25 protein-coding genes and 2 pseudogenes are annotated in these 23,134 nt (G+C 66.1%); 18 read left to right on the top strand and 9 right to left on the bottom strand.

All coding sequences use genetic code 11. The annotated features are described in order from the left end of the window. The 5 genes and pseudogenes from H7J86_RS31845 to H7J86_RS31825 form a co-directional block, all read left to right on the top strand. Positions 1–419 (top strand): annotated as a pseudogene (locus tag H7J86_RS31845) (TetR family transcriptional regulator); the annotation flags it as partial. A gap of 79 nt (positions 420–498) precedes the next feature. Continuing rightward, complete coding sequence (locus tag H7J86_RS31840; protein WP_044544298.1) at positions 499–927, top strand: DUF6188 family protein; 429 nt, start codon at positions 499–501, stop codon at positions 925–927. A 115-nt stretch (positions 928–1,042) separates the two neighbouring features. After that, positions 1,043–4,129 (top strand): MMPL/RND family transporter, encoded by a 3,087-nt coding sequence (locus H7J86_RS31835; RefSeq protein ID WP_172831639.1) that lies wholly within the window; start codon positions 1,043–1,045, stop codon positions 4,127–4,129. Positions 4,130–4,346: 217 nt separating this feature from the next. Then, positions 4,347–4,931, top strand: a complete 585-nt coding sequence (locus H7J86_RS31830; RefSeq protein WP_044543338.1) for a recombinase family protein — start codon at positions 4,347–4,349, stop codon at positions 4,929–4,931. Then, entirely contained in the window at positions 4,931–5,578 is a 648-nt protein-coding gene (locus H7J86_RS31825) for a hypothetical protein (RefSeq protein WP_168991009.1), read from the top strand. The genes H7J86_RS31830 and H7J86_RS31825 overlap by 1 nt, the downstream gene beginning before the upstream one ends. A 328-nt stretch (positions 5,579–5,906) precedes the next feature. On the opposite strand, the gene H7J86_RS31820 is transcribed toward H7J86_RS31825, so the two are convergent. Then, a complete protein-coding gene (locus H7J86_RS31820; RefSeq protein ID WP_267295857.1) occupies positions 5,907–6,056 on the bottom strand; it encodes a hypothetical protein in 150 nt (49 codons plus the stop codon). Positions 6,057–6,072: 16 nt separating this feature from the next. On the opposite strand from H7J86_RS31820, the gene H7J86_RS31815 reads away from it, so the two are divergent. The 3 genes and pseudogenes from H7J86_RS31815 (at position 6,073) to H7J86_RS31800 (ending at position 9,384) form a co-directional block, all read left to right on the top strand. Beyond that, on the top strand, positions 6,073–6,273 hold the full coding sequence (locus H7J86_RS31815) for a hypothetical protein (RefSeq protein WP_267295855.1): 201 nt from the start codon (positions 6,073–6,075) through the stop codon (positions 6,271–6,273). Then, positions 6,273–8,635: pseudogene (locus H7J86_RS31805) on the top strand (EspK C-terminal domain-containing protein). The gene H7J86_RS31815 and the pseudogene H7J86_RS31805 overlap by 1 nt, the downstream one beginning before the upstream one ends. Further along, positions 8,632–9,384 (top strand): hypothetical protein, encoded by a 753-nt coding sequence (locus H7J86_RS31800; RefSeq protein ID WP_267295849.1) that lies wholly within the window; start codon positions 8,632–8,634, stop codon positions 9,382–9,384. The pseudogene H7J86_RS31805 and the gene H7J86_RS31800 overlap by 4 nt, the downstream one beginning before the upstream one ends. A 12-nt stretch (positions 9,385–9,396) precedes the next feature. Here H7J86_RS31800 and mobF read toward each other — a convergent pair whose 3' ends face one another. The 4 genes from mobF to H7J86_RS31780 all read right to left on the bottom strand — a co-directional run bounded on the left by mobF (position 9,397) and on the right by H7J86_RS31780 (position 15,210). Then, the gene (gene mobF, locus H7J86_RS31795; RefSeq protein ID WP_267295847.1) at positions 9,397–12,741 is read right to left on the bottom strand and encodes a MobF family relaxase; all 3,345 of its coding nucleotides are present in this window, start codon (positions 12,739–12,741) and stop codon (positions 9,397–9,399) included. A gap of 290 nt (positions 12,742–13,031) precedes the next feature. Continuing rightward, on the bottom strand, positions 13,032–14,165 hold the full coding sequence (locus H7J86_RS31790) for a rep protein (RefSeq protein ID WP_267295845.1): 1,134 nt from the start codon (positions 14,163–14,165) through the stop codon (positions 13,032–13,034). 361 nt (positions 14,166–14,526) lie between these two features. Next, positions 14,527–14,697 (bottom strand): toxin-antitoxin system, encoded by a 171-nt coding sequence (locus H7J86_RS31785; RefSeq protein WP_308195097.1) that lies wholly within the window; start codon positions 14,695–14,697, stop codon positions 14,527–14,529. Positions 14,698–14,826: 129 nt separating this feature from the next. Then, positions 14,827–15,210, bottom strand: a complete 384-nt coding sequence (locus tag H7J86_RS31780; protein ID WP_247058567.1) for a hypothetical protein — start codon at positions 15,208–15,210, stop codon at positions 14,827–14,829. Positions 15,211–15,516: 306 nt separating this feature from the next. Here H7J86_RS31780 and H7J86_RS31775 point away from each other — a divergent pair, with 306 nt between their 5' ends. From H7J86_RS31775 to H7J86_RS31760, 4 genes are all read left to right on the top strand, one after another. Then, the gene (locus tag H7J86_RS31775; RefSeq protein WP_247058565.1) at positions 15,517–15,726 is read left to right on the top strand and encodes a hypothetical protein; all 210 of its coding nucleotides are present in this window, start codon (positions 15,517–15,519) and stop codon (positions 15,724–15,726) included. 32 nt (positions 15,727–15,758) lie between these two features. Next, positions 15,759–16,538 carry a ParA family protein gene (locus H7J86_RS31770; protein ID WP_267295843.1) on the top strand — a complete coding sequence of 260 codons (780 nt, stop codon included), beginning with the start codon at positions 15,759–15,761 and terminating at the stop codon, positions 16,536–16,538. Beyond that, positions 16,531–16,854: a hypothetical protein gene (locus H7J86_RS31765; protein WP_267295841.1), complete on the top strand. Its 324-nt coding sequence runs from the start codon at positions 16,531–16,533 to the stop codon at positions 16,852–16,854. The genes H7J86_RS31770 and H7J86_RS31765 overlap by 8 nt, the downstream gene beginning before the upstream one ends. Before the next feature lie 169 nt (positions 16,855–17,023). After that, positions 17,024–17,374 (top strand): hypothetical protein, encoded by a 351-nt coding sequence (locus H7J86_RS31760; RefSeq protein ID WP_247058560.1) that lies wholly within the window; start codon positions 17,024–17,026, stop codon positions 17,372–17,374. Between the two features lie 124 nt (positions 17,375–17,498). On the opposite strand, the gene H7J86_RS31755 is transcribed toward H7J86_RS31760, so the two are convergent. Next, positions 17,499–18,149 (bottom strand): CAAX protease, encoded by a 651-nt coding sequence (locus tag H7J86_RS31755; protein WP_267295839.1) that lies wholly within the window; start codon positions 18,147–18,149, stop codon positions 17,499–17,501. Between the two features lie 425 nt (positions 18,150–18,574). Between H7J86_RS31755 and H7J86_RS31750 the strand changes: the two genes are divergently transcribed. The 4 genes from H7J86_RS31750 to H7J86_RS31735 all read left to right on the top strand — a co-directional run bounded on the left by H7J86_RS31750 (position 18,575) and on the right by H7J86_RS31735 (position 20,450). Next, on the top strand, positions 18,575–19,402 hold the full coding sequence (locus H7J86_RS31750) for an RNA polymerase sigma factor (protein ID WP_267295837.1): 828 nt from the start codon (positions 18,575–18,577) through the stop codon (positions 19,400–19,402). Then, complete coding sequence (locus H7J86_RS31745; RefSeq protein WP_247058554.1) at positions 19,399–19,839, top strand: hypothetical protein; 441 nt, start codon at positions 19,399–19,401, stop codon at positions 19,837–19,839. The genes H7J86_RS31750 and H7J86_RS31745 overlap by 4 nt, the downstream gene beginning before the upstream one ends. Before the next feature lie 86 nt (positions 19,840–19,925). Then, positions 19,926–20,159 (top strand): hypothetical protein, encoded by a 234-nt coding sequence (locus H7J86_RS31740; RefSeq protein WP_267295835.1) that lies wholly within the window; start codon positions 19,926–19,928, stop codon positions 20,157–20,159. A gap of 15 nt (positions 20,160–20,174) precedes the next feature. After that, positions 20,175–20,450, top strand: a complete 276-nt coding sequence (locus H7J86_RS31735; RefSeq protein WP_267295833.1) for a hypothetical protein — start codon at positions 20,175–20,177, stop codon at positions 20,448–20,450. Positions 20,451–20,495: 45 nt separating this feature from the next. Here the strand turns inward: H7J86_RS31735 and H7J86_RS31730 are convergent, their stop codons facing one another. The 3 genes from H7J86_RS31730 to H7J86_RS31720 form a co-directional block, all read right to left on the bottom strand. Beyond that, positions 20,496–20,675: a hypothetical protein gene (locus H7J86_RS31730; RefSeq protein ID WP_267295831.1), complete on the bottom strand. Its 180-nt coding sequence runs from the start codon at positions 20,673–20,675 to the stop codon at positions 20,496–20,498. Between the two features lie 31 nt (positions 20,676–20,706). Continuing rightward, positions 20,707–21,237: a recombinase family protein gene (locus H7J86_RS31725; RefSeq protein WP_267295859.1), complete on the bottom strand. Its 531-nt coding sequence runs from the start codon at positions 21,235–21,237 to the stop codon at positions 20,707–20,709. A 255-nt stretch (positions 21,238–21,492) separates the two neighbouring features. Then, entirely contained in the window at positions 21,493–22,155 is a 663-nt protein-coding gene (locus H7J86_RS31720; protein ID WP_044543342.1) for a TetR/AcrR family transcriptional regulator, read from the bottom strand. A 104-nt stretch (positions 22,156–22,259) separates the two neighbouring features. Between H7J86_RS31720 and H7J86_RS31715 the strand changes: the two genes are divergently transcribed. Both H7J86_RS31715 and H7J86_RS31710 read left to right on the top strand, forming a co-directional pair. Further along, a complete protein-coding gene (locus H7J86_RS31715; protein WP_044543341.1) occupies positions 22,260–22,763 on the top strand; it encodes a PaaI family thioesterase in 504 nt (167 codons plus the stop codon). Then, positions 22,760–23,134 (top strand): TetR/AcrR family transcriptional regulator (locus tag H7J86_RS31710; protein ID WP_267295829.1); only part of this gene is annotated, 375 nt, incomplete at its 3' end. The genes H7J86_RS31715 and H7J86_RS31710, both read left to right, overlap by 4 nt.

The raw sequence follows: 23,134 nt of genomic DNA, 5'->3' as shown, positions 1-23,134 counted from the left end.
TGGTGGCGGCGCTGATCCGAGAGTTTCAGCGCCTCGATGTATCCGGGGACTGGGCCACCGGCGCCTCCACGCCGCAGCAGCGACTGGACCGGCTCACCGAGCACCTGCACGATCGCTGGCAGCGTGACCCGCTGTTGACCGACGCGATGACACGCGCCTTCGTCATGGCTGACACCCGCGCCGCCGCTGAACTCGACCGCGCCGCCGCGGCGATCGAAACCCTGTTGGCCCGCACCCTCGCCGGCGGTGAACCCACCCCGGCCGATCTGCGCCTCGCCGGAATCGTCGCCGATATCTGGCTGGCCAATCTCGTGGCCTTCATCAGCGACCGGGTGTCAGCGGCCGAAACCCGAGACCGCATCGATCGGGCCACCCGACGAGTCGTCCACCAGGCGAATGCGGGCAGCATTACACCGTAACGATACTTTCAGTATCGCAGCGATACCATTGGTAGTACTATTCGGGGTGCGGCTCACCGATGCGCCGAAGGAGACGGCCATGTACACCCAATGGATCGAAGACTGTGTCGTACAACGCGTCTCTGTGCGTGACGGCCTGGTTCTGGACCTCGATGACTACAACGAAATCGTCATCTCGCGCCCCCTGATACTGACCCTGCCCGCTGTCGACCGATTTCCGGTCGAGGCCGTCCTCATCGACCCTTTGCGAATCTCGGTGTACGAGCGCCCCTTGCTCAATTTGGCTGGCGCGGTGTGCACCCAGGCCTGGTCCGACGACGAGGGAGGACTGCACCTGAGCTTTTCACGTGGACACCGCATCGACGTCGATCCCGACGCTGAGGAGACCGCGTGGGAGCTGTACGGCAAACGTCACGGCTACATGGCGTGCCTGCCCCACGGTCGGGTGCGCGTGGTGCGCCACGACGTGCCCGAGGACGACAACGCCAACATCGTCAACCCGCGGTAGGCCGCTTTTTCGGGCGAGCTGGTGTCCGACGCACCGGCGCCGCCTTTGTGCTACATGCTGTAGCGTAGCGATACCGACAGTATCGTTGACTCATGGAGGTTCGGTGACCGACGGCATGACCGATTCCCCCGGCCCCGCCTCGCAAACTCAGCGCCGCGGTAACGACTCTCGCGACCCGGCGGACAACCGCGAGTACAGCGCCCGGCTGGCAGCCCTGGGTCGGTTCACCCTCCGCCACAAAGCACTGGTCATCGGGGCCTGGCTGGGCACGGCCGTGGTGTTGGCGTTGCTGTTTCCGCAATTGGAAACCGTGGTACGCCAGCAGTCGGTGGACCTCATTCCCCGCGATGCGCCCTCCCTGCAGACGGTGGAACGCATGAGCACCGCCTTCGGCGAAGAAGGGTCGAAAACCCTGCTCTTTGTGGCCATGGAAGACCCCAACGGTCTGACACCGGCAGCACGGCAGCGCTACGACGAACTCGTCGCCCGGTTGCAGGCCGAGCACGACCACGTTCTGCTGGTTCAAGACCTGCTGGCCGATCCGGTCACCGAAGCGCAGGCCCTCAGCCCCGACCGCAACGCCTGGTACCTGCCGGTAGGGGTGACCGGCACACTGGGAGACCCCACCGCCGCCGAGTCGGTGAAGGCGGTGCGCAGCATCGCCGCAGAAGTATTCGCCGGATCAACGGTCACCGCGCAGGTGACCGGACCGCCAGCGACGTTCAGCGACATGATCGCCTCCGCCGAGCACGATCTGCTGCTGATCTCGATCGCTACCGTCGGCATCATCGCCCTGATCCTGCTGATCGTCTATCGGTCGGTGTTCACCGCGTTGCTCCCGCTGCTGGTGATCGGGCTGAGCCTGGCCGTCGGACGCGGTGTGCTCTCCGCGCTCGGGGAGATGGGTATGCCCGTCTCACAGTTCACCGTGGCATTCATGACCGCGATCCTGCTCGGCGCTGGCACCGACTACACCGTCTTCCTGATCAGCCGCTACCACGAACAGCGCCGCGCGCAGGTACCCCCCGACCAAGCCATCATCCACGCCACCGCCAGCATCGGACGCGTCATCCTCGCCTCCGCCGCGACCGTTGCCTTCGCCTTCCTGGCCATGGTCTTTGCCCGACTCAGCGTCTTCGCCGCCCTCGGCCCGGCGTGCGCCATCGCCGTCCTGTTCGGTTTCCTGGCCACCGTCACCCTGCTCCCGCCAGTACTGGCGATCGCCGCCAAACGCGGCATCGGGGAACCCAAATCCGATCGCACCCGCCGCTACTGGAACTCGGTGGCCGTGGCCGTGGTTCGTCGCCCCGTGCCGCTGCTGATCGTCAGCCTCGTCATCCTGCTCGCACTGTCCGCGGTCGCAGCAACCATCAAAATCAGCTACGACGACCGCAAAGGTCAACCAGCCAGCACCGCAAGCAACCAGGGCTACCAGCTGCTGGACCGACACTTCCGCAAAGACATCGTCATCACCCAATTCCTCGTCGTCGAAAACCCCACCGACATGCGCACCGGCAAAGGACTCGCCGACCTCGACGAAATGGCCTCCCGCGTCTCCCAAGTCAGCGGTGTCACCAAGGTTTCCGGAGTCACCCGCCCTACCGGGGAACGCCTCGACCAAGCGGAACTGGCCTGGCAAAACGGCCAGATCGGAGACAAAATGGCCGGCGCAGTCGCCGAGGGCAACGCCCGCAAAGGCGACCTCGCCAAACTCACCGACGGCGCCGATCAACTCGCCGGCGGGCTAGCCCAACTCGACACCACCGTGCGCACCGCCCTGACCCCCCTCGCCGTAATCCTCGGCCAAGCACAATCCGCCGGCACCCAGATCAACCAGTTCCGACCACTACTGCAACAACTTTCGGCCACCGCCCCTACCGCCGATCAAGCCATCCAAGCTGGCCCCGGCCTGCGACCGCTGGCCGAACAAGCAGCGAACGCGATCACCATGCTCGACCCGCTCGTCGGCGCCCTCAACACCTCGCCATGGTGTGCGACCACACCGCAATGCGCCCAGATCCGCGACCAAGTACGAATCCTGACCACCCTGCGTGACGGCGGATTCTTCGACCAGATCGCCGCCCTCGGCGACCGCTACAACCCCGCCACCAATGCCACCGTCACCGGCACCCTCACCAACGTCCAAAACGCGGTCGCCACCCTGGACAAAGCGTTCGGCGCCCTCGGCAACCCCGACGACCTGGCCGCCAACCTTCGCCGCCTCCAGGACGGAATCGGCCAACTCGCCTCCGGCGCCCAAGCGCTCGCGACCGGTGTGCGCACCCTCGCCGACAGCAACATCGAAATGCTCTCCGGCATGAGCCAAATCGCGACCCAACTGCAAAACTCTGCACGCGCAGCCAAGGACTCCGACTCATCGAGCGGGTTCTACCTGCCCACCAACGCCTTCGAGAACAGGCAATTCACCGACGTCGCCAAACAGTTCCTCTCACCCGACGGCAAGACCGCGCGCTTCATGATCGAAACCAGCTACGACCCCTACAGCGTCGAAGCCATGGACCTCGCCAACCAGATCACCCACACCGCCAGCACCGCACGACCCAACACCTCACTGGCAGAAGCCACCGTCTCCGTCGCCGGCTTCCCCGCCGTCAACTCCGACATCCAACGATTCCTCTGGGCAGACTTCGCACAGTTGGCCATCGCCACCACCCTCATCGTCGGACTCATCCTGGTCCTGCTGCTGCGCGCGCTCCTGGCACCGCTCTACCTGCTAGGCACAGTCCTGCTCAATTACCTGGCCTCCCTCGGCATCGGCGTCCTGGTCTTCCAATGGGGATTCGGCCAGGAAATCGCCTGGCCCGTACCGCTATTGGCGTTCATCATTCTCGTTGCCGTCGGCGCCGACTACAACATGCTGCTCGTCTCACGCCTGCGCGAAGAATCCGGCCGAAACATCCGTGTCGGCGTCCTGCGCACCGTCGCAAACACCGGCGCCGTCATCACCTCAGCAGGTCTAATCTTCGCCGCCAGCATGTTCGGCCTCATGGTCGGCTCCGTCGCCATCATGATCCAAGCCGGCCTCATCATCGGCGCCGGACTGCTACTCGACACCTTCGTCGTACGCACCCTCACCGTGCCCGCCATCGCCACACTCCTACGCGAAGCCAGCTGGTGGCCCCAGCGACCCACACGACAACAACCAGCCCTACCTTCGAACCCAGCCGAAGCACACCCATGACAAGAATTCGTTGCCATTCTCGCCCTACTGATCAGCGAGCCTGAGCCCTTCACGTCCCACGCCGCGCATCCGTTGCGTGTCCCATTTCTAAAGAAGTGAGACGGCCCCACATGGCCCGCGTTGTGGTCACATCGCGCCAGGTCGCGGTGTCTCATTTCTTGTCTCACACGGCGTGTCTCAGATCCTCGATGTCAGAGGACAATGAGACGGTAGCGGTGTGACAGCGATTCTCGGATACGCGCGGGTCAGCACCTTGGGCCAGGACCTCGATGCACAGCTCGCCGCGCTTACCGCCCAGGGCGTCGAATCCGGCCAAATCTTTACCGACAAGCTGTCGGGTGCGGTGAACACCGTTCGGCCGGGCCTGGCGGCCCTGCTGCATTACGCCCGCGAGGGCGACACTGTGGTGGTCACCGCCATCGATCGACTGGGCCGATCCGTCGCGGAAGTAACCCGCACCATCGCGGATCTGAGTGAGCGCCGAATTCTGTTACGCGCCTTACGTGAAGGTGTGGACACCGGCACACCAACAGGCCGTGCGGTGGCCACCATCATGGCGACGCTGGCCGAGCTTGAACTCGAACTCGGCCGTGAGCGTCGCGCTGCCTCGCGCGACTCCCGGCGAGCCCGCCAACTGCCGGCTACCAAGCCGGCCAAATTGACCCCCGAACGACAAGAACAGCTGCGCCGCCTCGCCGGGACGGGCGAACCCGTACACGAACTTGCCCAAGCGTTCGGGGTGAGCCGGGCGACGGCCTACCGCTACCTGGCCAAACTCAGTTCTCAGTCAGGAATCGCGTGATGGCCGCCGAGGATTTGCATCCCTCCACTCACCTGCGGGCCGCAGCGTGGGTCCCCGATGACGTCGAAGATCGGCCGTGGGAGGAAGCCGTCGCCCTGGCCGCCGACTGGATTTGGGAACGCAGTCGCGAGGAGGAGCTAGCGCCGCTGCTGGTGAGCAACGCGCAAAACGCGGCGACCTTTGGTTATGCCGACCTCGACGAGATCATCCGAGCGGGGGGTCACGCCACACCCCAGAGCCGTAGCCGACCCGATCGCGGTCCGGTTCTGGCGTTCGTGCCAGACGAACGGTCGTTGCACTTCGCGATGGGCTTGGCTCGGGGCTATTCGCTTGCTGTCGTCGAGGGCTCCACGCCCTTAGCCGAATGGGCTGCTGGCGCGGCCGCGATCAACCTGCTGACCGGGCAGGTCACTACGTCCCAAGTCGACGATGATGTCCGCAAAGACCTTGATTCCGTCATTTTCTACGGCGGTCGTAACGGCTGGACAGGGGCAGATGAAAAGGCGCAAGTGCGGCGGTTTCTAAGCGATCACATCAGCGGCGGTCGACTGACTCCCGATCAGGCCGCTGCGTATGCCTTGTCGTCGCAATCGGTGTCCGACCGCGGAGCCAAGCGACTGCGCGAGCTGCTCAGCCGCAATCGGTGATCACCACGCTTCGAGTGCTTCTAAAATAGTCATTTTAGGCACACCCTCGACCACCTGCGCTGATTTGCCCGGTGTAATCTATAGGCAACAGACCTGCGGAAAGTCGCCATATCGAATGCGCCCGCCGTGGTGGCCTGATGTCACCCGCTCGCGATACCGTCGTGTCATGACCATGGGGTACCGGCGGCGTCACCGCACCGGGATCACCGCCGCCGCGGCGGCGTTCGTGGTCGCAGTCGGTGCCGTAGTGACCAGCGGCCTGGCCCTCGCCCGTCCAATCGAACCGGCACGGCACACAGTGAACGTGGTTCCGCCACCGCCACCGACGTTACAACAGCAGCGAAACGCAAGCCGCGAGCGCTGCCGCATGCGCCGCGTGGGATCGGGCGGCGCGGTCGACGGCGTTGGCGAGCAGGTCCAGCGCCGAGGCGTTGGAGCCGAGCTGGACAAGCCCGGAGAGCCGCGCAGCATTGGCCACGGAGAAACGTACCGGTATGGCTGCGGTCGCGTATCTGCGTACGCAGCTGACTGACGCCACACCAGCTTCGACAGCAATACCGCTGCACGACTGGATGGCGGCCAACATCGACATGTTGCACGCGCTAAACATGCGGCACTGGGACGAGGCCGCTCGCGAACTAAAACGCGGTAACGCTCTGATCGATGTCATCACGTCCGAGTGCGGGTTGCGCTGATGCCTGCTGTCGGAGGGTCTGCGGGATCGTATGGGCGGCTGATAGTTACGCCGGACATGGAGCCACCGGACGCGACGCACTGGGACACCCAGGAGCAGACCTACCGGGCTGGCGCTACGTCATGGGACGGAATCCACCGGCAGATCATCCAGGACAACGCAGCGTTCCGCGAGGCCGCCGATTCGCAGGGCTTCGACGAAGCACACCGAGCGGGCGCGGTGCTGGCCGAGGAAGCCAAGACGATCGCCGAATGGCACGCCAAGGTCGCAGACAAAGTGCGCCGATATTGCCACGGTGCTAGCTCGTCCGCGAAGCTGACGCCAAAATTGCGAGCGCAAAACTGCCAGGCGAAGCCGAAGCCCTGGTAACCCAGTACCACGGCATAGCCCGATACCAGACCGAGTCGGGAGTAACCGCCGCAATGGCCTCCCATACCGCCTTCAAGGCAAGCACCGAAAACACAAGGGCACTAGACCTTTTGACAAAGTGGGGTGACGTTCCCGCAGCACCTCCCGCGCAACCAGTCGACCATGAGACGTCGCCCGGTATCGAACAGGACGAAAACCCCTACCGCTACACCGAAAAGCGGAAAGCCGGGGCCGACGCACCTAAGCCTGTGGACGACGCCCCGACCGATCCTGCAGGTACGTCAACCACTCAGCCGGGAGTTGGTCCTGGGATCAAGACGGCTACAGGCGACGAGGCGATCAAGGCGGCGGCCGGGCCGGTGACGCAGCCGACGCCAGGGGTGGCTTCATCACCGGCGGCCTCGGCGCTCGGTGGTGGCGGTATGCCGTCGATGGGCGGCATGGGCGGCGGTGTGCCGAAGATGCCGGGCGGCCTGGGAAGTGGCGGCATGCCGGGGATGGGGTCCAATCCGCTGGGTGGCGGTGTGGGCCAAATGCCCGGTGCGGGAGGCGGTTTACCGAATGCCGGGGGAGTACCTGGCTCGGGCACCGGGGCCGGGTCGCCTCTGTCTGCGTTCACTCAGGGAATATCGACGACGAGTGGCGTCGGCGGGGGAATCCCCTCGGCACCCCCACCGCCGCCCGCTCCGGCAAGTCCGTCGCCGGCCTTGTCGGCGGGCGGGCCTGCCACGCCAGTGTCGGCGGCGGCGGGCAGTGGCGTAGCGCCGGCCGCGGCGCAGCCAGGGATGGTGGCCCCGGCCGCGACTCCTACCGGGGCGGGGATGGGTACCGGCGGGGGTGCGCCGATGATGCTTCCGCCCGGGTCGATGGGGCCGCCCGCGGGTGCTGTCCCGCCCCCGACGACGATGCCGGCCGGAACGGTCGGCGCTGCCAGTAATGCTCCACCGGCTTCACCGCCGCCCTCTGGTGCGGGCGCGGGCGCGACGCTGATTCCGGCGAGTGTGGTGGCCGCGGGGCAGACGGCGGCGGCTCGTGAGCGGCGCGAGTCGGCCGACGCCGCGGCGGCCAAGGAGCTGGCCTGGAAGCTCCAGCACGCGGCTCAAGCGGTCAACTATCCGATCGAATGGGCGGTGGGGGTCTTCCGCTCTCCAAGCGGCACGGAAACGGTCATCACCTCCAATGACGGTGCGAGCTACATTCCCGCGGGCGTGTTCGTTCCTCGATCGGTTCGTGTGCTGGCCACAGATCCATTGGTGGACGACCATTTCCGGCAGTTGTGGTTTGGCTGGTCCGATCCATCACGGGTCCTCGTCGAGTACGCGCAGCTGCGCGCCGAGCTGGGCTGGCGTCTGGTCGCCGCAGCGACCACGGTCGGAGTGAGTGCGCTGCGCGACGCCGGGGTCGAGCACCCACCGTCATGCACGCGTCAGACCAACTCGCTACTGCAGCCTGGTGTCCAGGCTCCGGCCCCAGCCTTGGACGGAATGCACGTGCACCGTCTGGCGGTGCTGTGGCCGGAGGTGTATCCGCGGCTGCTTCGCATCATGGACACCGACCCGATGCTCCAAGACAGGATCGTCTCGCGGGTCAGCGCGTCGTTGGTCAACTCAGCGACCACCCAGGCCCAGGCCGTCGAGGGCGGCATTCCGAATGCAGTGCGCGTGATCTGGCTGACTCGCGGCGGGGACATTGATCCCAGCCCCCAGCAGTGGGCTGAGTATGACGCCGCGGCCAAGGACTTCAACACGGTGACCTCGATCTTCCGGCCAGGATTCGTGGGCCAGTCCGATCCGAGCGACACCGTTGAGGAGCTGGCGCGCTACCGGGCGCACTGGATGGTGGCCCGTACCGCTGAGCTGATCGGCGGGTGGGCCACGCGCCCACTGCCGCTCCCCGATATGTGTTACGCCGCAGCCGCCGCCGGGGACATCCATCTTCGCGACGTCATCGTCAAAGAGCTGACCAGTGTCGAGGAAGACTTGGGCGAACGATGACGACCGGTGACGACTTTCTGATCGACGCGGAATACCAAGGCCTGGAGCTGGGCACGCGCCATGCCGATCTGGCGTTCTTCGTTGCTCGGGCAGCTCAGTGGGCCCGAGCGTTTTGCACTCCCATCCCTGATCACAGCGGAGAGGACTTTGATTTCGCCTATCCGTTGGTGTCGCATGCCGTCGTCCTGGAGGGGCTGCACGTGCGGCTGGCTACGGCGCTGGCGGCGGTGGTGACCTCGATGGCTCCGTGCCCCGATGCCGGGATGCAAGCCCCGGCGGCGGTGGGATCTGTTGCGCCGGTGCCGGGCTCTCCGGTGACGCATTTCGAGGGCGTCGACTTCGTCGTGGGGCTGGAGCCACAAAGCCGTTATCGGGTTACCCATCAAGCCCTTTGGCGCGAATCACTCGGATACGCGCAAGAATTCTTGTCCTCGGTGCAGACGTCCACCGTCGAGCTGAGTTGGTACGCCGTTGCGGTGCAAGAACTCCTCGACGAGGCCTTCGCAACCGTGCGGGACGCCTACGCCGATGCGGTGGCGGCGACCTACGGCGGCATGTTCGCGGCACTGGCCGGCCCTGGCATGTCCGACGTTCTCGTCTGCTGCATGCGAGATCTGACCCGCGCGGGATTCGATGACTCCCATTGCGAATCGGTGCTCAACAGACTTGAAGCAACTTTCCCCGAGGCTGTGGCGAAATGCTCTGTCAGAAAAGATAATTGGCAACCGAGCGCTATCGCCAACCAGTAATCAACTGACGAATTAGTCGATGTCGAGGCCGTGTCCGCGGTCACGGTCTCGACTTCGGTCGCGGGTCGGCGGATTGGTGCGGATCCGCCAGCTGCGGGCGGCCTCGGCGCGGTGACGCTCTGCGGTGGCCGCCAATACTGGATCGTCGATATCCATTGCGGGGACTGGATTTTCATTCCACGGCAGGCCGAGTCCATCGAGGAGTCGTCGGGCGTTCCCGGGCTCGCCGCTGTCGACGAGCAGGAGCCGGCCGCGGTGGGGGACCAGGGCGGTGGCCACGGCCGCCAGATGTGCGGGGTTGGCTGTGGCGGCGTCTTCGACGACGACGACGGCTCCCGCGGTCGCGTGGTCGTGGAGGCCCTTGGCGAGCTGGGCAAGGCTGACTTGACCGGGTTGCGGTGTGGCGCTGATGCGGGCCAGGTTTCGGCCGGCGTCGGCGGCCGCGGTGGTGATCGCTTCGACGAGTTCGGGGGTGTAGCGCTCTGCCGCCAGCGTGGTCACGACCTTGGGCATGGAGAGCGCGACGGCCACCGGGTCGCGGCGAAGCCCCGAGGACGGCAGCGGTGCGCCGTAGCGGTTGGCGGCGGCCAACACCTCGACCAACGCGCGATCGGATGCATGCATGCGGGCGTGCATGCTGCGTTCTTGTGCGGTGTCGCGCTCGGTGCGGTGTTCGCGGCGCAACCGGTGGGTGACGGTGCGGTGGTAGCGGCGTAGTTCGGCGACCGGTTGGGGGAGCTGGCCTTCGTCGGCCTCGCGAGCCGCGTCGGTGATGGTGGTGGCGTGGTCGCTGCGGCCCAAGACACGACGTAGTGCGGCGGCGGCCTCACCGGGGGTGCCCCGGCGCGCGGTGTGCTGGCCAGGGGCGGTCTCGGCGTGTTCGTGATCGCCTTCCCCGGCGCGGGTGTCGTACAGGTGGACGGTGTTGGCGTGCCGGCCGCGGGTCAGGCCGACGTAGGCGATGGCGCGCGTGGCGCTGTCTGCGGAGAGCAGCGTGTGGCAAGTGTCGGCGGTGACGCCCTGGGCGGCGTGCACGGTGACCGCGTAGCCCAGGTGGACCTGCTGGCGTAGGTAGTCACCCGCCAAGGTGGCCAGCGCGCCGTCGTCGAGACGCCGCGCCGCGATCCGCCCCTTGTCGGTGTCGACGGCGAGGACTTCCCAGCGTTGGCCGTTGCGGATCGGGTCGGCCGCGGTCGCCAGTGTGTGATCGGTGTAGGTGTCGACGTCGATGGTGTTTTGCCGGGTGATCACCACGTCGCCGGCCGCGAGGCGGTGCCCGCGAGCCGCGGGCACCGTAGGCGCGTCCTCGTCGATCCGCTCGGAGTGAATCCGAATGTTGATCGCATCGGCCATCTCCCACCGATCGGCAATGAGCAGTGCGTCCCGGCCGGCGGTGATGTCGGCCTGCCACGCCGTCCGTGCGTCATCGGCCATGGTGACTGCGTCCCCAGTGTGGAGGCGGTCCTGGCGGCGATACCAACCCACGGCGCGACGCAGCGCGGCCGGGCCTCCCTCACGCACGGCCAGCGAAGCGTCCCGCTCGTCGTGGTCGTGCATCCGCCACACCTCGGACAGTCGTTGCGCCCAGGGCAGATCGGTGACCAGTTGAGCGAAGGTGCCGCCGCGTTGAGCAACCGGCGCAAGCTGGTGTTCGTCCCCAACTGGCACCACCTTCGTCCCGGCGGCGGTGGCCGCGTCGAGCAACGTGCGCAGGTGTTGGGTGCCGACCATGCCGGCCTCGTCGACAATGACCAGGGTGTCACTGTCGAGGACCTCGGTACCGCGCTCGAGCTGACCCAACAACGCATCGAGAGTGGCGCCACGATCCCCGGCTTGCTCACGCACCGCGACGTCGACCGCACGACCGGTCGGAGCGACCACCAGAACGCGTTTCCCGGCCGCATTCGCCGCGCGCCGCAGTGCCCGCAGCGAGTGAGTTTTCCCAGCCCCTGCGGGCGCGCTAAGAGGCTGCACGAGCCGCTCCGAGGTGGCTATCGCGGTGATGGCCCGGGCCTGATCCGGCGACAGTCCAGCGGTGTCGACAGAGGGCAGTGCGGCGCGGCTGTCGCGGCGGCCCATCAGCTCGACGATGGCGCGTTCTTCGACGACCAAATCGGCTGCCGTATAGCGGATCGACCCTTCGCGTTGATGCGCAGCCCGTTCGTCTCCGATGCGCAGTGCGACATCATCGGCCAGGCGCTCGATGACCTCCCGCGGGGACGGTCCGTCGGCGTCGTCGATGGGCAGCCGCGCGCCGATCGCCTCGACCAAATCGGCCCGGGTGAATGCGGCCTGTTTGAGTCCATGCGCCACGGCGCGACGCACCACGTCGGCGTAGTCGACGCCGGCCTCTCGACGGGCCTCCCGCGCGGCCTGCTGAGCTGGCCGACTGATGCGGAAAGTGCGGTCATCAGCGGCCCATGCGACACGCAGCGACGCCCATGCGACACCCTCGGGCTTCCGCGGCCTGGTGGCCTTCTGCGCGGTCGCCAACTGCCCTGCGGAAAGCTCGTCGCACTCGACTCTCAGATGCCCACTGGCCCACTCGCGCAGCTGTGTCGCACGCTGCGACCACGACGTCATATCGCCGCGGTTCGCCCCGGCGATATCGGCCATCCCGGTGCGCGGATCAACCTCGCCCCACTCGATGCCAATCATGCGCGTCAGCTCGCGACGCAAGGAGGCTTGGTAGACGATTCCGGCGGCCCGCGCTTCGTGATACAGGCTCGTTCCATCCAAGGACACCAGCTTGCCGTCAGCGCGTGCCTGACGGTTCGGAACGACTGTGTGCGTGTGCAGATGCGGGTCTCCGGCGCGGGAGGTTTCGTGCTGAAAAGTGGCCGCCACAATTCCCGGCAACCGCACCAGATCCTTCTGTCCGGTGATGGGGTTGTGGACCCGGGTGTAGCCCCCGTGTTCGGCCAGATACTCCATCGCTTCGGCGACGGCGTAGGCGTGAGCTTCGGCGACCGCCTTGCCCATCACATCGTCACCGAGACCGCGCAGCAGTGACACGCTCTTGGGGGCACAAAACGTCAAGTCATACCCGTGCACCCCGTCGCGTTTATTGAACGCGCGGCCACTCGCTTCGCACGGCGATATTCCGTCGTCCAGCCACCGCGTCACCGCATCCAAATCTGCGGTCTCCCCATTGCGGCCGGCACCCGTCAAACCCATCGCCTCGGCCACGTCGCGGCCGGCGGAAAGCCACGCCGGAAGCCGCGTCTCGGACTCGCTGTAGTACTCGCCCAAGCCCCCGCCGGCCGCGCGGCCATTGAGCGCTTCTGCCGACGCTTGGCGGGCGGTGTCGACGTAGTAGGACACCGACCACTGGCCGAGCTTGGCGATCGTCAACACCGCTCCGTCACCTCCCGCCCACTGGACCACCGCCGCTCTCGCGGTAGCGCGCCCCCGGCGCGCTACCGCCCAGCTTCGCACACCTTGTGCAAATGTGCCATATCGTTAAGGTGTAGGAACGCTGGTGGGCGGCGAGCAGGTGGGAGTGGACAGCGGAAGCGAGGCGAGTGGGTGAAGATGGAAGTGTGGGAAGAACGGCGTAAGGGAAGTTGAGACGGGGAAAAAGCGGGCAGGGAACGAACAAGATGGGGCTGGTTGAGAGATGCTGAACGTGGCGTCCCGCTCGAACGTCAGCGCACCGTTTCGCAACCACTAGGTGCGTCGTCGACCAGGCTGCCAACGGTGCACTCCTCGCGCCGCCGAGCCGTGCCTCCAGCGGCATGCCGTCGCGGTGTCGCTGAAGGTGCGTTGAGCGTGCGGTTGGTGTGCCCACTACGGGTGCGTTGAGCGCTGTCGGTGAGCACGCGGCGGATCTCTTCTCGGGCCGCGGCGATCCGAGCCCGCGACGCCTCGGTGAGCACCACCGGTCGCGGCGTCTGGTCGATGCTGGCGGCGGCGGAGCCGCTGGCCTTTGTCGGGGCCTCGGGGGGTGACCAGGACAGCCGACGTAACCGGCTGTGCAGGAACGCGCCAGGATTGGCGATGTGGTCGGGCCAGGTCAGCCCTCGGGCGCGCATGTCGGCGTTGAGCTTGTCGTTGACCGCGCGTGCTGACCACACGTCGGGGTCGATGCCGGTGGCGGTGAGTGCGTCGCAGATGGCGCCGATGTGGGCGCGGTCCAGGCCGTGCGTGATCGCGACGAGTCCAGCGGCAAGCCGTTGGACGGCCAGTGGACGCGCGGTGCGCCGCCATGGCCGTGTTTGTCGCGTTTTGTCGCAGATTCGTTTGGCGGGCGCGCTTGCGCGCTCGCTTGGTGAGTAACTCCCTACGGGAGAAGAAAGACCAACGCCGCCTGACGGCGGTAGGTGGAAATCATGCACAACTGGGCGGGGCACTGGGCGGGCTTCGCGGCGCGGCACGAGGTGGTACACCGAGGGTCTGCGGCCGATACTGGGGGTGTTTGCCGAGCCGTGGCCACGCTGCGCCTCGACGGCCCACTGGGACACCCGTAGGACCCGCCAGGCGGCCGTGACGGTGCGCACGTCGCAACCCACCTTGTCGGCGATTGTCGCGCGGGTGACGGCGACGTGGCGGCCGGTGGCGTGGTCGGCGTGCTCGGCCATCACCGTGGCGATCGACAACAGCGTCGCCGCTGTGATCGACACGCGTTCCTCGGCGCACAGCTGGCCCAGTGCTGGTGACTGCGCCCACTGGCGCAGACCGTTCAGCCAGCCGGCGCGACTGGTCCACATCGGCGCGCGTGGGGTGCAGGCCCCGGCGCGCTGCACCCATTCGCGGCGTCGTTCGTTGGTCAGCGCGCGCACGACATGCGGGCTGGGAGAGGCAGGAGTTACAGCCGAGCCGAGCGGTGTCGGCCACGTGCTGCTCGCCCGACGTGATCGGGCGGTTGAGAGGTCACGATTCGCATACTGGCTGCGCGGCGTACCTGGTACGTCGAGCAGGCGTGCGCTACCGTGAGAGCTGTCCATCAGACAGTCCCTTCGGGGATATGGGTGCGGAGAACCCCGAACCGAGCGCCAACTCGATTTGAATCTCCAGACGTGGCCCCGCCCTAGGCGGGGCCTTCGTCAATTCAGCGGGGTTTCCGCACGCCAGCTATTCAGATGTCACATCTGCCAAGAGGCTCGCCGCCAAGACGAGAGGTTGAGCCTCTGACGTATGTCGTCACATCGCCAGCGGCAGGGCCTCCTTGTTGAGTTCGCGAACCAGCTCGGGATGGCCGGCTTGGATGGCCAGCAGGTCAGCCACGTATTGCGAGACAGACATGCCTCGGGCGGCGGCTTGCTGCTTGATCTTTTCGGAAACGAGACGCTCCGGGCGGGTTAGCAGTTCCACGCGGTCACCTTTACGGGGTCGAGGCATGATCGAAGACTGCCAGCAGCAGCCGGGTATCTGATACGGGACACGCCGGGGTCCGTGATGTTTTTGTGACTGGTGAGGTCATACCAACCGCTGCCCTCCCTGTTAGTCGGCGTCGGGATCGGCGATGAGTTCGTACAGCTCGGCGCTGAGGACCTGGCGCACCGCCTCGGCGCGGGCCTGCGCCCGCAACGCGGTTTGCGTCGACAGGTCCGGGGGCTGGCCGCCGTGGCGGCGTGTCCAGTCGCGAATGCTGCGGTCGCCCAGAGTGGCGGCATGGGCGCGAGCCTTCCAGGTGATGATGTCGACCTCTTCGTCGATGAACTCCGCACGCTGGGCGTCGGTCCATTCCTCGGGGAGCCCGAGGTCGGTGGTGTAGATCGTCTGGACGGCGCGGTGAATTGCCGGATCGACCGGTGGCGGCATGTCCTCGGACGTGCAGGCGTGGACGCGGCGGGGCCGCTCGGTGCGCGCCGGAAACCGGCTCACCCGGTCGACCTCGGTGTGGCGGCCGGCTGCACGGTTGCGCTGGGAAGACCTCTTCTGCCCTTTCCCCCGTACAGGCCTTCTGGTGCGGGGTGGTGGTGGCGGTCAAGGCTCGATCGGGGTCGCCCGCGTAGCGGCGTGGCCTTGAGGGCTGCCACCACCCCGTTCACCACGATTAGCTGCCGGTGGAAAGGGCATCGAACAGCGAGTGGCCTACACGATCGGACTTCACGTCTTGGCAGCGCCATAAGTGCATGCTAGTTTGCATGCATGCTTGCTTGCAATGGTCGAAATGATGACGCAGGTGTGGTGTGTGAGTTCGTCAGCCAGGTACGTGCGGCATGCGGGGCGCTGTCCGCCAATCCGTTCAATGTCGACGCGGCCGAGAGGCTCCTGGATCTCCTCGAGCGAGCGGCGGCGGCCGACGAATCGCTGGAGCGGGCGATGACAGCGGCGATCGACGGAAAGATCCCGCTCGACGCCCTGGTCGACGAACACGGACGGTTACGCGCAGCCTGAGAATCTGCCAGCATGCCTGTATGCTCGCTTGCATGCATGCTCACGTGCTTGCAGTTGCGATGCAAAAAGGCGGGGTCGGCAAGACCACCACCGCCATGAACGTCGCCTATGAACTGGGCCAACACGGTTTGGCGGTGCTGTTGATCGACGTCGACCAGCAGGCGCATGCGACGTCAGGTCTCGGTGTCACCGTGGGGCCAGACGACGCGACGATGTTCGAGGTCCTCCACCCTGATCGCCAGGAACGCGTGCCGCTGAGTGACGTGATTCAACATTCGGCGTTCGGGGTCGACGTCGCCCCGGGGGCGTACGCCCTGCGCTCGTTGGAACGCACAGGACTCGGTACCGCGGGCCAGCTCCGTCTCGCTCAAGGACTGGAGTCGGTGTCAGAGCGCTACGAAGTGGTGGTCATCGATTGCCCGCCGGCCCTGGGGGATCTGACGGTGGCGGCGCTGGCGGCCGCCGATGACGTTCTGGCTCCGGTCAGTCCCGGTGCCGATGAGTTGAGCGCACTGCGAGTGCTGGGCAGCACGGTTTTGGACGTGCAGGAGGGGCTCAACCCGCGTCTGGAGATCCGCCACGTGTTGGCCACTGACTTCGATGGGCGGTCCCAGCTGGCCAGAGACGTGCGGCGCAGCTTGAGTACGGATTGGCCGACTGAGTACCTCGGGGAGATCTCCTCGACTGTGCGGGTGCGTGAGGCCAAGGCTCGGGGTGTCCCGATCGCGGTTCATGCACCGGGTTGCACGGCAGCTGAGGACTATCAGCGGGTGGCGAAGAGGATCGCGGAGAGGATGACGGCCAGTGTCTAGAGGACTGGGATCTCAGGAGCCCACGCGGCCGAGCCGTGAGGACCGGCGCCGCGAGGCCGAGCGTGTCCAGCCGGCGGCAGGTTCACCCGTTGCCGAGGCGACGCCGCCACCCACACCGGCGCCAGCTGGCACGAAGTTGCAAGCTCGCAAGCGCAATACGAAGGTCCCGTTCAACACCTATCTGCCGCCGTTGACCCAGCAGAGAGTCGAATGGCTGCGCGCCCATGGCGGCTACACCGTGACCGACATCGTGGATGCCGCCTTGACCGAATTCCTCGACAAGATGAAGGTCCCCGAGGACGGCGACGCCAAATAAGTCGCCCACAAGGTGACGGAATCCGCTGATTCGGCCGGTACTTCCCAGGTGGAAGTCGCAAACGGCGGTCATCAGTCGTGGTTCTGCACGGTCGATCTCTACTGTCCGATGCGACGGGTTCAGTCGGTGCGGACAGTGAGGAAACGGGCGGATGCCTGCACAAGCGTGGGTGACGTTGATCGTCGGGTTGGTCGCGATCGGTGGGGTGCTGATCACGTGGTGGCAGAAGAACACCGCCGATCGCCGCAGTGAGTGGTGGCGTCGCGTGACGTGGGCATTCGAGCGGACCTTCAGCGCTGATGACACCGAGGCGGCGTTGGGTTGGAAGATGCTCGATACGCTGCTGCAATCTAAGCTGGCTACACGCGGAGACTCCGATATCGTCCAGGTCATCGGTGAGCACACCGCCTTGGACGAGGTGGAAGACCAGGACGACGAAGCGGAAGAGGGGAGTGTCGATGGCCACGACGAACGCCAGCGACAACAACCCCCCGAAGCCGAACCCGAAGACGGGTCGTAGCTTGGCTGTCCGTCAGGCTGCTGCCCGCGCGGCCGTCACCGCCAGCAAGAAGACTGGGCGTCCCGTTGATGCGCGAGTGCAGAAACTCGCAGACTCGCGGTAGACCTCGGCTCGCACCGTCACGTCATGGACGTGAGTTCATCAGCGCGTCGACTGTGCTGGTCTGGCGGATGTAGCGCCGGAGATCGGGAGAGATGTAACCGGCGTAGCGGCGCATTCGGCGGATCAGGTTGTTGACGTCGGGGACGCGGACGGGCTCGTGGTGAGCTACCCGGTTGCGCGCCTTGCGCATGTCATCGAGGCCGAAGTGGATTTTGTGTCGCTGCGAACCGGCCGGGTAGAGGGCTTCCAAGTGCGGGGTCCAGAGGAGCGTCGTGTGCCGTGAGCTGGTCAGCAAGACCCAGAACCCGAAGGTCAGCTCGGCGAGGATCTTTCCGGGAGGTGCGGCCGGGCCGCCAGCCTTGGTGCGTGCGGAGGCCAGGTCGGCGTGGGTGCGGGCGTCGTTGCCCGGGACCGCCGGGAACAGCGCGCTGAACGAAGCTGGGTCGGTCCAGTGGGCCTCGCCTGGCTGGACGGCACTCATGAGTGCCCGGTCATAGAAGTTGCGGAGACCGACTTCGAGGTGGGCGAAGTCGTGCAGCAGTGCGGCGTTGAGCTGGGTGTTCCATTCGTGCAGGTCGAGAGCGCGGGTGCGGTCACCGCCGGCCAGGAGCATGTACGTGTGGAATCGCTGGGGGCTCAACCATTGTTCAACCCAGGGGCCCGGTGCCGTCACCGTTGAGTTCTATCAGGGCTCCACGTACGATTGAGTGCATACAGACCGGTGTGACGTGTAGCGCGTGCCCGGTTGAAGCCATGAAGAGCCCGGTATTCGGTCCTTGCGACCGACCCGGGCTCTTTGCTTTCAACAGCGTTGCCCGCGGCTGAAAGCCACCTTCCTTTCTTGCAGCTGCAACGTCGACGACGAGCGACCGCACCCAGAGAATCCGCGGACGACGCTTTTGGGCCGACCAGTAGCCCCTCCTTTCTATGCCGGGGCTTGTCGGCTCGACCTGGGACAATGGTGGTAGCACGGCCGAGGACCGCGTGCCTGGAAAAAACTTTTTCCCGGATTCAGGGGTTCGCGGTACGCGCGCACTTAAGAGGAAGCGACAACCGTAGGGATCGGTTGTCTCTTTCTCGCCTCCTGGAGATGTAGCCATGGATCGACCGGCACGCCGCCCCGGCCCGCCCGTTGATGCCGCGCGCTTACAACCGGACAACCAGGCCGACATCCAGCACGTCGACCAGCCCATCGACGAAGGCTTGGTCGCTGCCTGGCTCGACGACCCCGACCTCGCCGCCGAACTCGCTGACGAACTGGAACGACTCCGGCGTCTTCAAGCAGACGAGGACCTGCTCCTGACCCTGCAGCTGCACCAGTTCACCGGCCGACCGTGGGACCGGTTCTCCCGCGAGCTGGCCCGCTACGGCCTCGGCGTGCTGCGCGCCTGGATCCGCTACGGAACCATCTACGGCAAGGCCAAAGCGCTGACCGGCTACGGCCTGGGCCGCATCGAGGGCTGGCCCAACGACGAGGTCGTCGAGGACATCGCCGCTGACACCGTGGTCGCCGCGCTGATTTACTTCCGCGACAAGGTGCTCATGACCCACCGCTGGCAGTCCTCGGGAGGTGCGTCGCTGGGTACCTTCTTCGTCGGCCAGTGCCTCTATCAGTTCGCCAACATCTACCGCAGCGCACTGCGAGCCGAACTCGAACGCATAGAGCACGCCACCACTCCGATCGACGACGTACCCGAAGACCGGTTCGACATCATCAAGGGCATCGAGGCCACCATCGTCGCCAACGACACGGTCGCCGAAGCGATGGCGCTGCTGAGCACCGACCGGGCACGTCGAGCGCTGTTCATGCAGGAGCACGGCTTCTCCCAGCGCGAGATCGCCGACGAGCTGGGCCTGCCTGATGCCAAGAGCGTGGAAAACCTCATTGGCTACCAACTCCGCCAACTCCGAAAGAGGACGTCGTGACCACCATCAAGCACCTCACCGCGCTCATCGACGCCAGCTCGCTGGGCACCCGCTCCGCGCGTGCAGCACGCACGTCGGTGACGGCCGCCGAAGGCGACGCACTGGCCCGGCGCGCCGCCGATGGTGGGCACCGGCAAGACATCTCGGAGAAATTCAGGGATCGGGCCGACACGCGCACTTATAGACCGGTATCCGGCTCAATACCGGGCCGGAAAAAACGAAAGGACAAAACAATGGCCAAGGGACATCACCGCAGCGCCGTCAGCGGCAAGTTCGTCAAGGCGTCGACCGCGGCGCGCAACCCCAAGACCACGGTCACCGAACGGGGCGCCAACCACAGCAGTGGAACCCATCACCGCAGCGCCATCACCGGCAAGTTCGTGAAGGGCTCCACCGCGGCGCGTCACCCCAACACCACGGTCACCGAACGCGGTTGAGCAAGAACCGAATTCGGCGGTGTCCTCTCGGCTCGGCAAACGGGCCGAGAGGACACCAGACCTACCACCTCTGAAAAGGCAATCCGATGATCCGTACCACCGTTGAAGCCCTCGGCGGCGCGCAAGCCGTCCCCAGTGAGCTGATCCCGGCCCGCGAACTGCACCAGCACCTGATCAATCAGGTGGCCACCGGCACAGGCAACGTCGTCCTGGCCGACACCGCCGGCAAGCCCGCGGCCGTCGTCATGTCCATTCAGCGCTACGAGCAGCTGGTCGACGAGCTGAACACGCTGCGCCGCAACAACTCCGACGACACCTGACGGGAAGGCCATCGCGTGCTTACCGACGACGACGTGCAAGCTCTCGACCGACGAGCCCGTGAGGTCGGCCGCCACATCGGCTGGGATCTGCAGTTCGTCGTCGCGGGCAACCCCGAGTTCGTCGGCCTGTCGGCCGGCGGCGGCACTGATCAAGCTGAGCACATCATCGTCCTCGGACCCAGCCGCATAGCCGATCTCGCCGTCCACGAGATTGACCTTGCGCTCGACGCGCTCCAGCGCGGCGACCGGCACATCGTGCTCGACGAAGACGGCGACCCCCGCCTGATCTAAATGCGGGCTCGACCTCGCGGGACGGTCACCGAGATTCGGCGAGGGTCACTCGTCGGGGGGTTCGCTGTCGCCCTGGGCCGACGTGTCGGACGCTTCCCACACAGCGACTTCACTTTGAGGTAGCGGCTCGTCGAAGTCATCTGGGACACCCAGGTCGGGCAGTTGGCCGAAGCGGCGTGGGGAGGTGGGTTCCAACCCGGTGTCGTCACCGCCCTCGTTCGTCACGAGTTCAGGATGCCACCGGCGTCTCACCCATTCACGGCTGTGAATTCCGTGCGGCGGCCACCGTAGCGGATTGGTCGAGGCAGCGGTAGACGCTAGACCGGGATATGCCCAGCGTGCGGGCGATCTGAGCGCGGGGTGTGCCAGCCTGGTCGAGAGCCTGGGCCGAGGCGATGATGTCGACAGTGAGTCCCGGCCGCCCAGGATGACGGCCAGCGGCGCGGGCTGCTGCGACTCCAGCGGCGGTGCGTTCGGCGGCGATGGCTCGCTCGAACTCGGCGACGGCCCCGAAGACGTGGAAGATCAGCCGGCCGCCGGCAGTGGTGGTGTCGATGACTTCGGTGAGGGAGCGGAGCTCGACGCCGCGGGCCTGGAGGTCGTTGGCGATAGTGAGCAGGTGCGGGAGCGAGCGGCCGAGGCGATCCAGCCGCCACACCATGAGCACGTCACCGCGGCGGGCGTAGTCGAGCAGCGCGGCCAGCTCGGGGCGGTCGTCGCGAGCACCGGACATGCGATCGGTCCAGATCCTTTCGGCCCCAGCCTCCGTGAGCGCCTTTACCTGCATGTCGGGGGACTGGTGCAGCGTCGAGACTCGCGCGTATCCCAGCAGCGTCACCGGTAGGTCCTCCCTCGTCAGTGGGGCACGGAATTCGGACCCAACCGGGACGCTTGCGGCCCGGGCGGGAGCCATCTGTGTCTTTAAAGGTGTCCCCGTTCCTCGCGGTCTGGGACACGATTCTGGGACACCCGACTGACGTTTTTGCCCAGGTCGCAAATCCCGTGTTCGCCCTGTCACTCAATAGGTCGTCTTTTTGGGCTGTCAGACCACTTCCTCTACGCCTGAAGGGTTGGCAGTTCGGCGGCGGTGGGCGGCGAGGAAGTCGTCGACGATGTCCGCGCAGTCGTGGTGGGTGATGGTGCGAATTCCGGTCATGCGGGCGAAGGCGAGTGGGCCGACGAGTTGGCACAGTGCCAGTTCGAGGTCGAAGTCGTTGATTTCGGTTCGGGCTTCATCGCTGTGCAGTAGCGCGTCGAATGGTTGTCGGTATTGGTCGACGACACGGGCTCGCAGTGCTCTGGATGCGTGGCGGTCGTCGGTGTCGTCTTTGGCGCCGGTAGGTCCGAGCGAAAGCCATGCCAGGGTGGTGACGTGCAGCGGAGCGTCGTTGAACAGGGTGGCTTGGCGGCTGAGTAATTCGATGAGTTGATCGCGCAGGGATCCGCTGGTCGGCGCCGGTGTGGTCACCTGCGGAAGGAGTCGCTCGAATGTGGCTGCAAGCAGATGCGATGAACTCTGGAAATGCCGATACAGCGTGGTGCGGGCCACCTTGGAGGCTTTGGTGACCGCATCGATGGTGACGGCTTCGACCCCTCCTGTGCTGAGAAGTGTTGCGGCAGCATCCAGTAGCCGGTTGCGTGAGCGGATTCTTCGCGGGTCGATGTCGTCATCGGGGGGTAGCGCTGATTGGCTGCTGTCGTTCACAGGTTCACCTCGGCATTGAATTTCGGGCGATGTCGTGAACGACAGTCTAGCCGTTGTGGTACTAAGAGTATCGCAGCGAAACCAATAGTACTGGGAGCGGTTTAGTGCCTGAAAGCGCGGCGCCGTCGGAACGGCTGCCTTCTCACACCCCGACGTGCATGGGGTGCGGCCCGGACAATCCGCACGGGCTGGGGCTGGTGGTCTATCGCAGCGCCGACGTGGTGTATGCCGATGTGACCTTCGATGAGCGCCACATCGGGGCCCCTGGCTTAGCCCATGGTGGGGCGGTGGCGGCGGCGTGCGATGACGTGCTGGGCTTCACGCTGTGGATCGCCGGCACACCGGCGGTGACGCGCGCTCTGACGGTGGAGTATCTGCAGCCGGTGCCACTGCACCAGCCTCACCGCATCACCGCGCATATCACCGGCCGTGAGGGGCGGGCGCTTCATGTCGCGGCGGCAGGGGTCCAGGAAGGCGTTACTCGGTTTACCGCGAATGCGGTGTTCGTCGTGGTCGACACCGCGCATTTCGCCGCTCACGGCGACATCAGTGGATTTGGTGAGCTTCTCGAACAGTTCTCGCGCCGCGGCGGCGACCAAGCATCATGACCGCCGCCAGCGCGCGGGTTAGCAGCGAAACGGTACAGGCTCAGGGGGTTTCGGCTGGCGACCAGGGCCACACAGCTGGCGGGCTGCGTTCACGCGCCTCCGCACGTCGCCGGGAAGCGATTATGGATGCCGCGCTCGCTGTTGCTGCCACCGGCGGCTACGACGCGGTCCACATGCGGACAGTTGCCGAGCGGGTCGGTATCGCTGTGGGCACGCTCTACCGATACTTTCCAGCCAAAACCCATCTGCTGGTGGCGGCGCTGATCCGAGAGTTTCAGCGCCTCGATGTATCCGGGGACTGGGCCACCGGCGCCTCCACGCCGCAGCAGCGACTGGACCGGCTCACCGAGCACCTGCACGATCGCTGGCAG

It is taken from the genome of Mycobacterium hackensackense (assembly GCF_025822555.1).
Taxonomy (GTDB): Bacteria; Actinomycetota; Actinomycetes; order Mycobacteriales; family Mycobacteriaceae; genus Mycobacterium; species Mycobacterium fluoranthenivorans.
Note: the sequence above shows the minus strand (reverse complement) of the source record. Positions and strands in the feature narration are given on the sequence as shown.

Bases quoted from the DNA above. Each gene is read 5' to 3' on its own strand.
- H7J86_RS31770 (WP_267295843.1), top strand. From the start codon at position 15,759: ATGCATGCTCACGTGCTTGCAGTTGCGATGCAAAAAGGCGGGGTCGGC.
- H7J86_RS31800 (WP_267295849.1), top strand. From the start codon at position 8,632: ATGACGACCGGTGACGACTTTCTGATCGACGCGGAATACCAAGGCCTG.
- H7J86_RS31840 (WP_044544298.1), top strand. From the start codon at position 499: ATGTACACCCAATGGATCGAAGACTGTGTCGTACAACGCGTCTCTGTG.
- H7J86_RS31815 (WP_267295855.1), top strand. From the start codon at position 6,073: ATGGCTGCGGTCGCGTATCTGCGTACGCAGCTGACTGACGCCACACCA.
- H7J86_RS31835 (WP_172831639.1), top strand. From the start codon at position 1,043: ATGACCGATTCCCCCGGCCCCGCCTCGCAAACTCAGCGCCGCGGTAAC.
- H7J86_RS31740 (WP_267295835.1), top strand. From the start codon at position 19,926: ATGATCCGTACCACCGTTGAAGCCCTCGGCGGCGCGCAAGCCGTCCCC.
- H7J86_RS31750 (WP_267295837.1), top strand. From the start codon at position 18,575: ATGGATCGACCGGCACGCCGCCCCGGCCCGCCCGTTGATGCCGCGCGC.
- H7J86_RS31725 (WP_267295859.1), bottom strand. From the start codon at position 21,237: ATGCAGGTAAAGGCGCTCACGGAGGCTGGGGCCGAAAGGATCTGGACC.
- H7J86_RS31825 (WP_168991009.1), top strand. From the start codon at position 4,931: ATGGCCGCCGAGGATTTGCATCCCTCCACTCACCTGCGGGCCGCAGCG.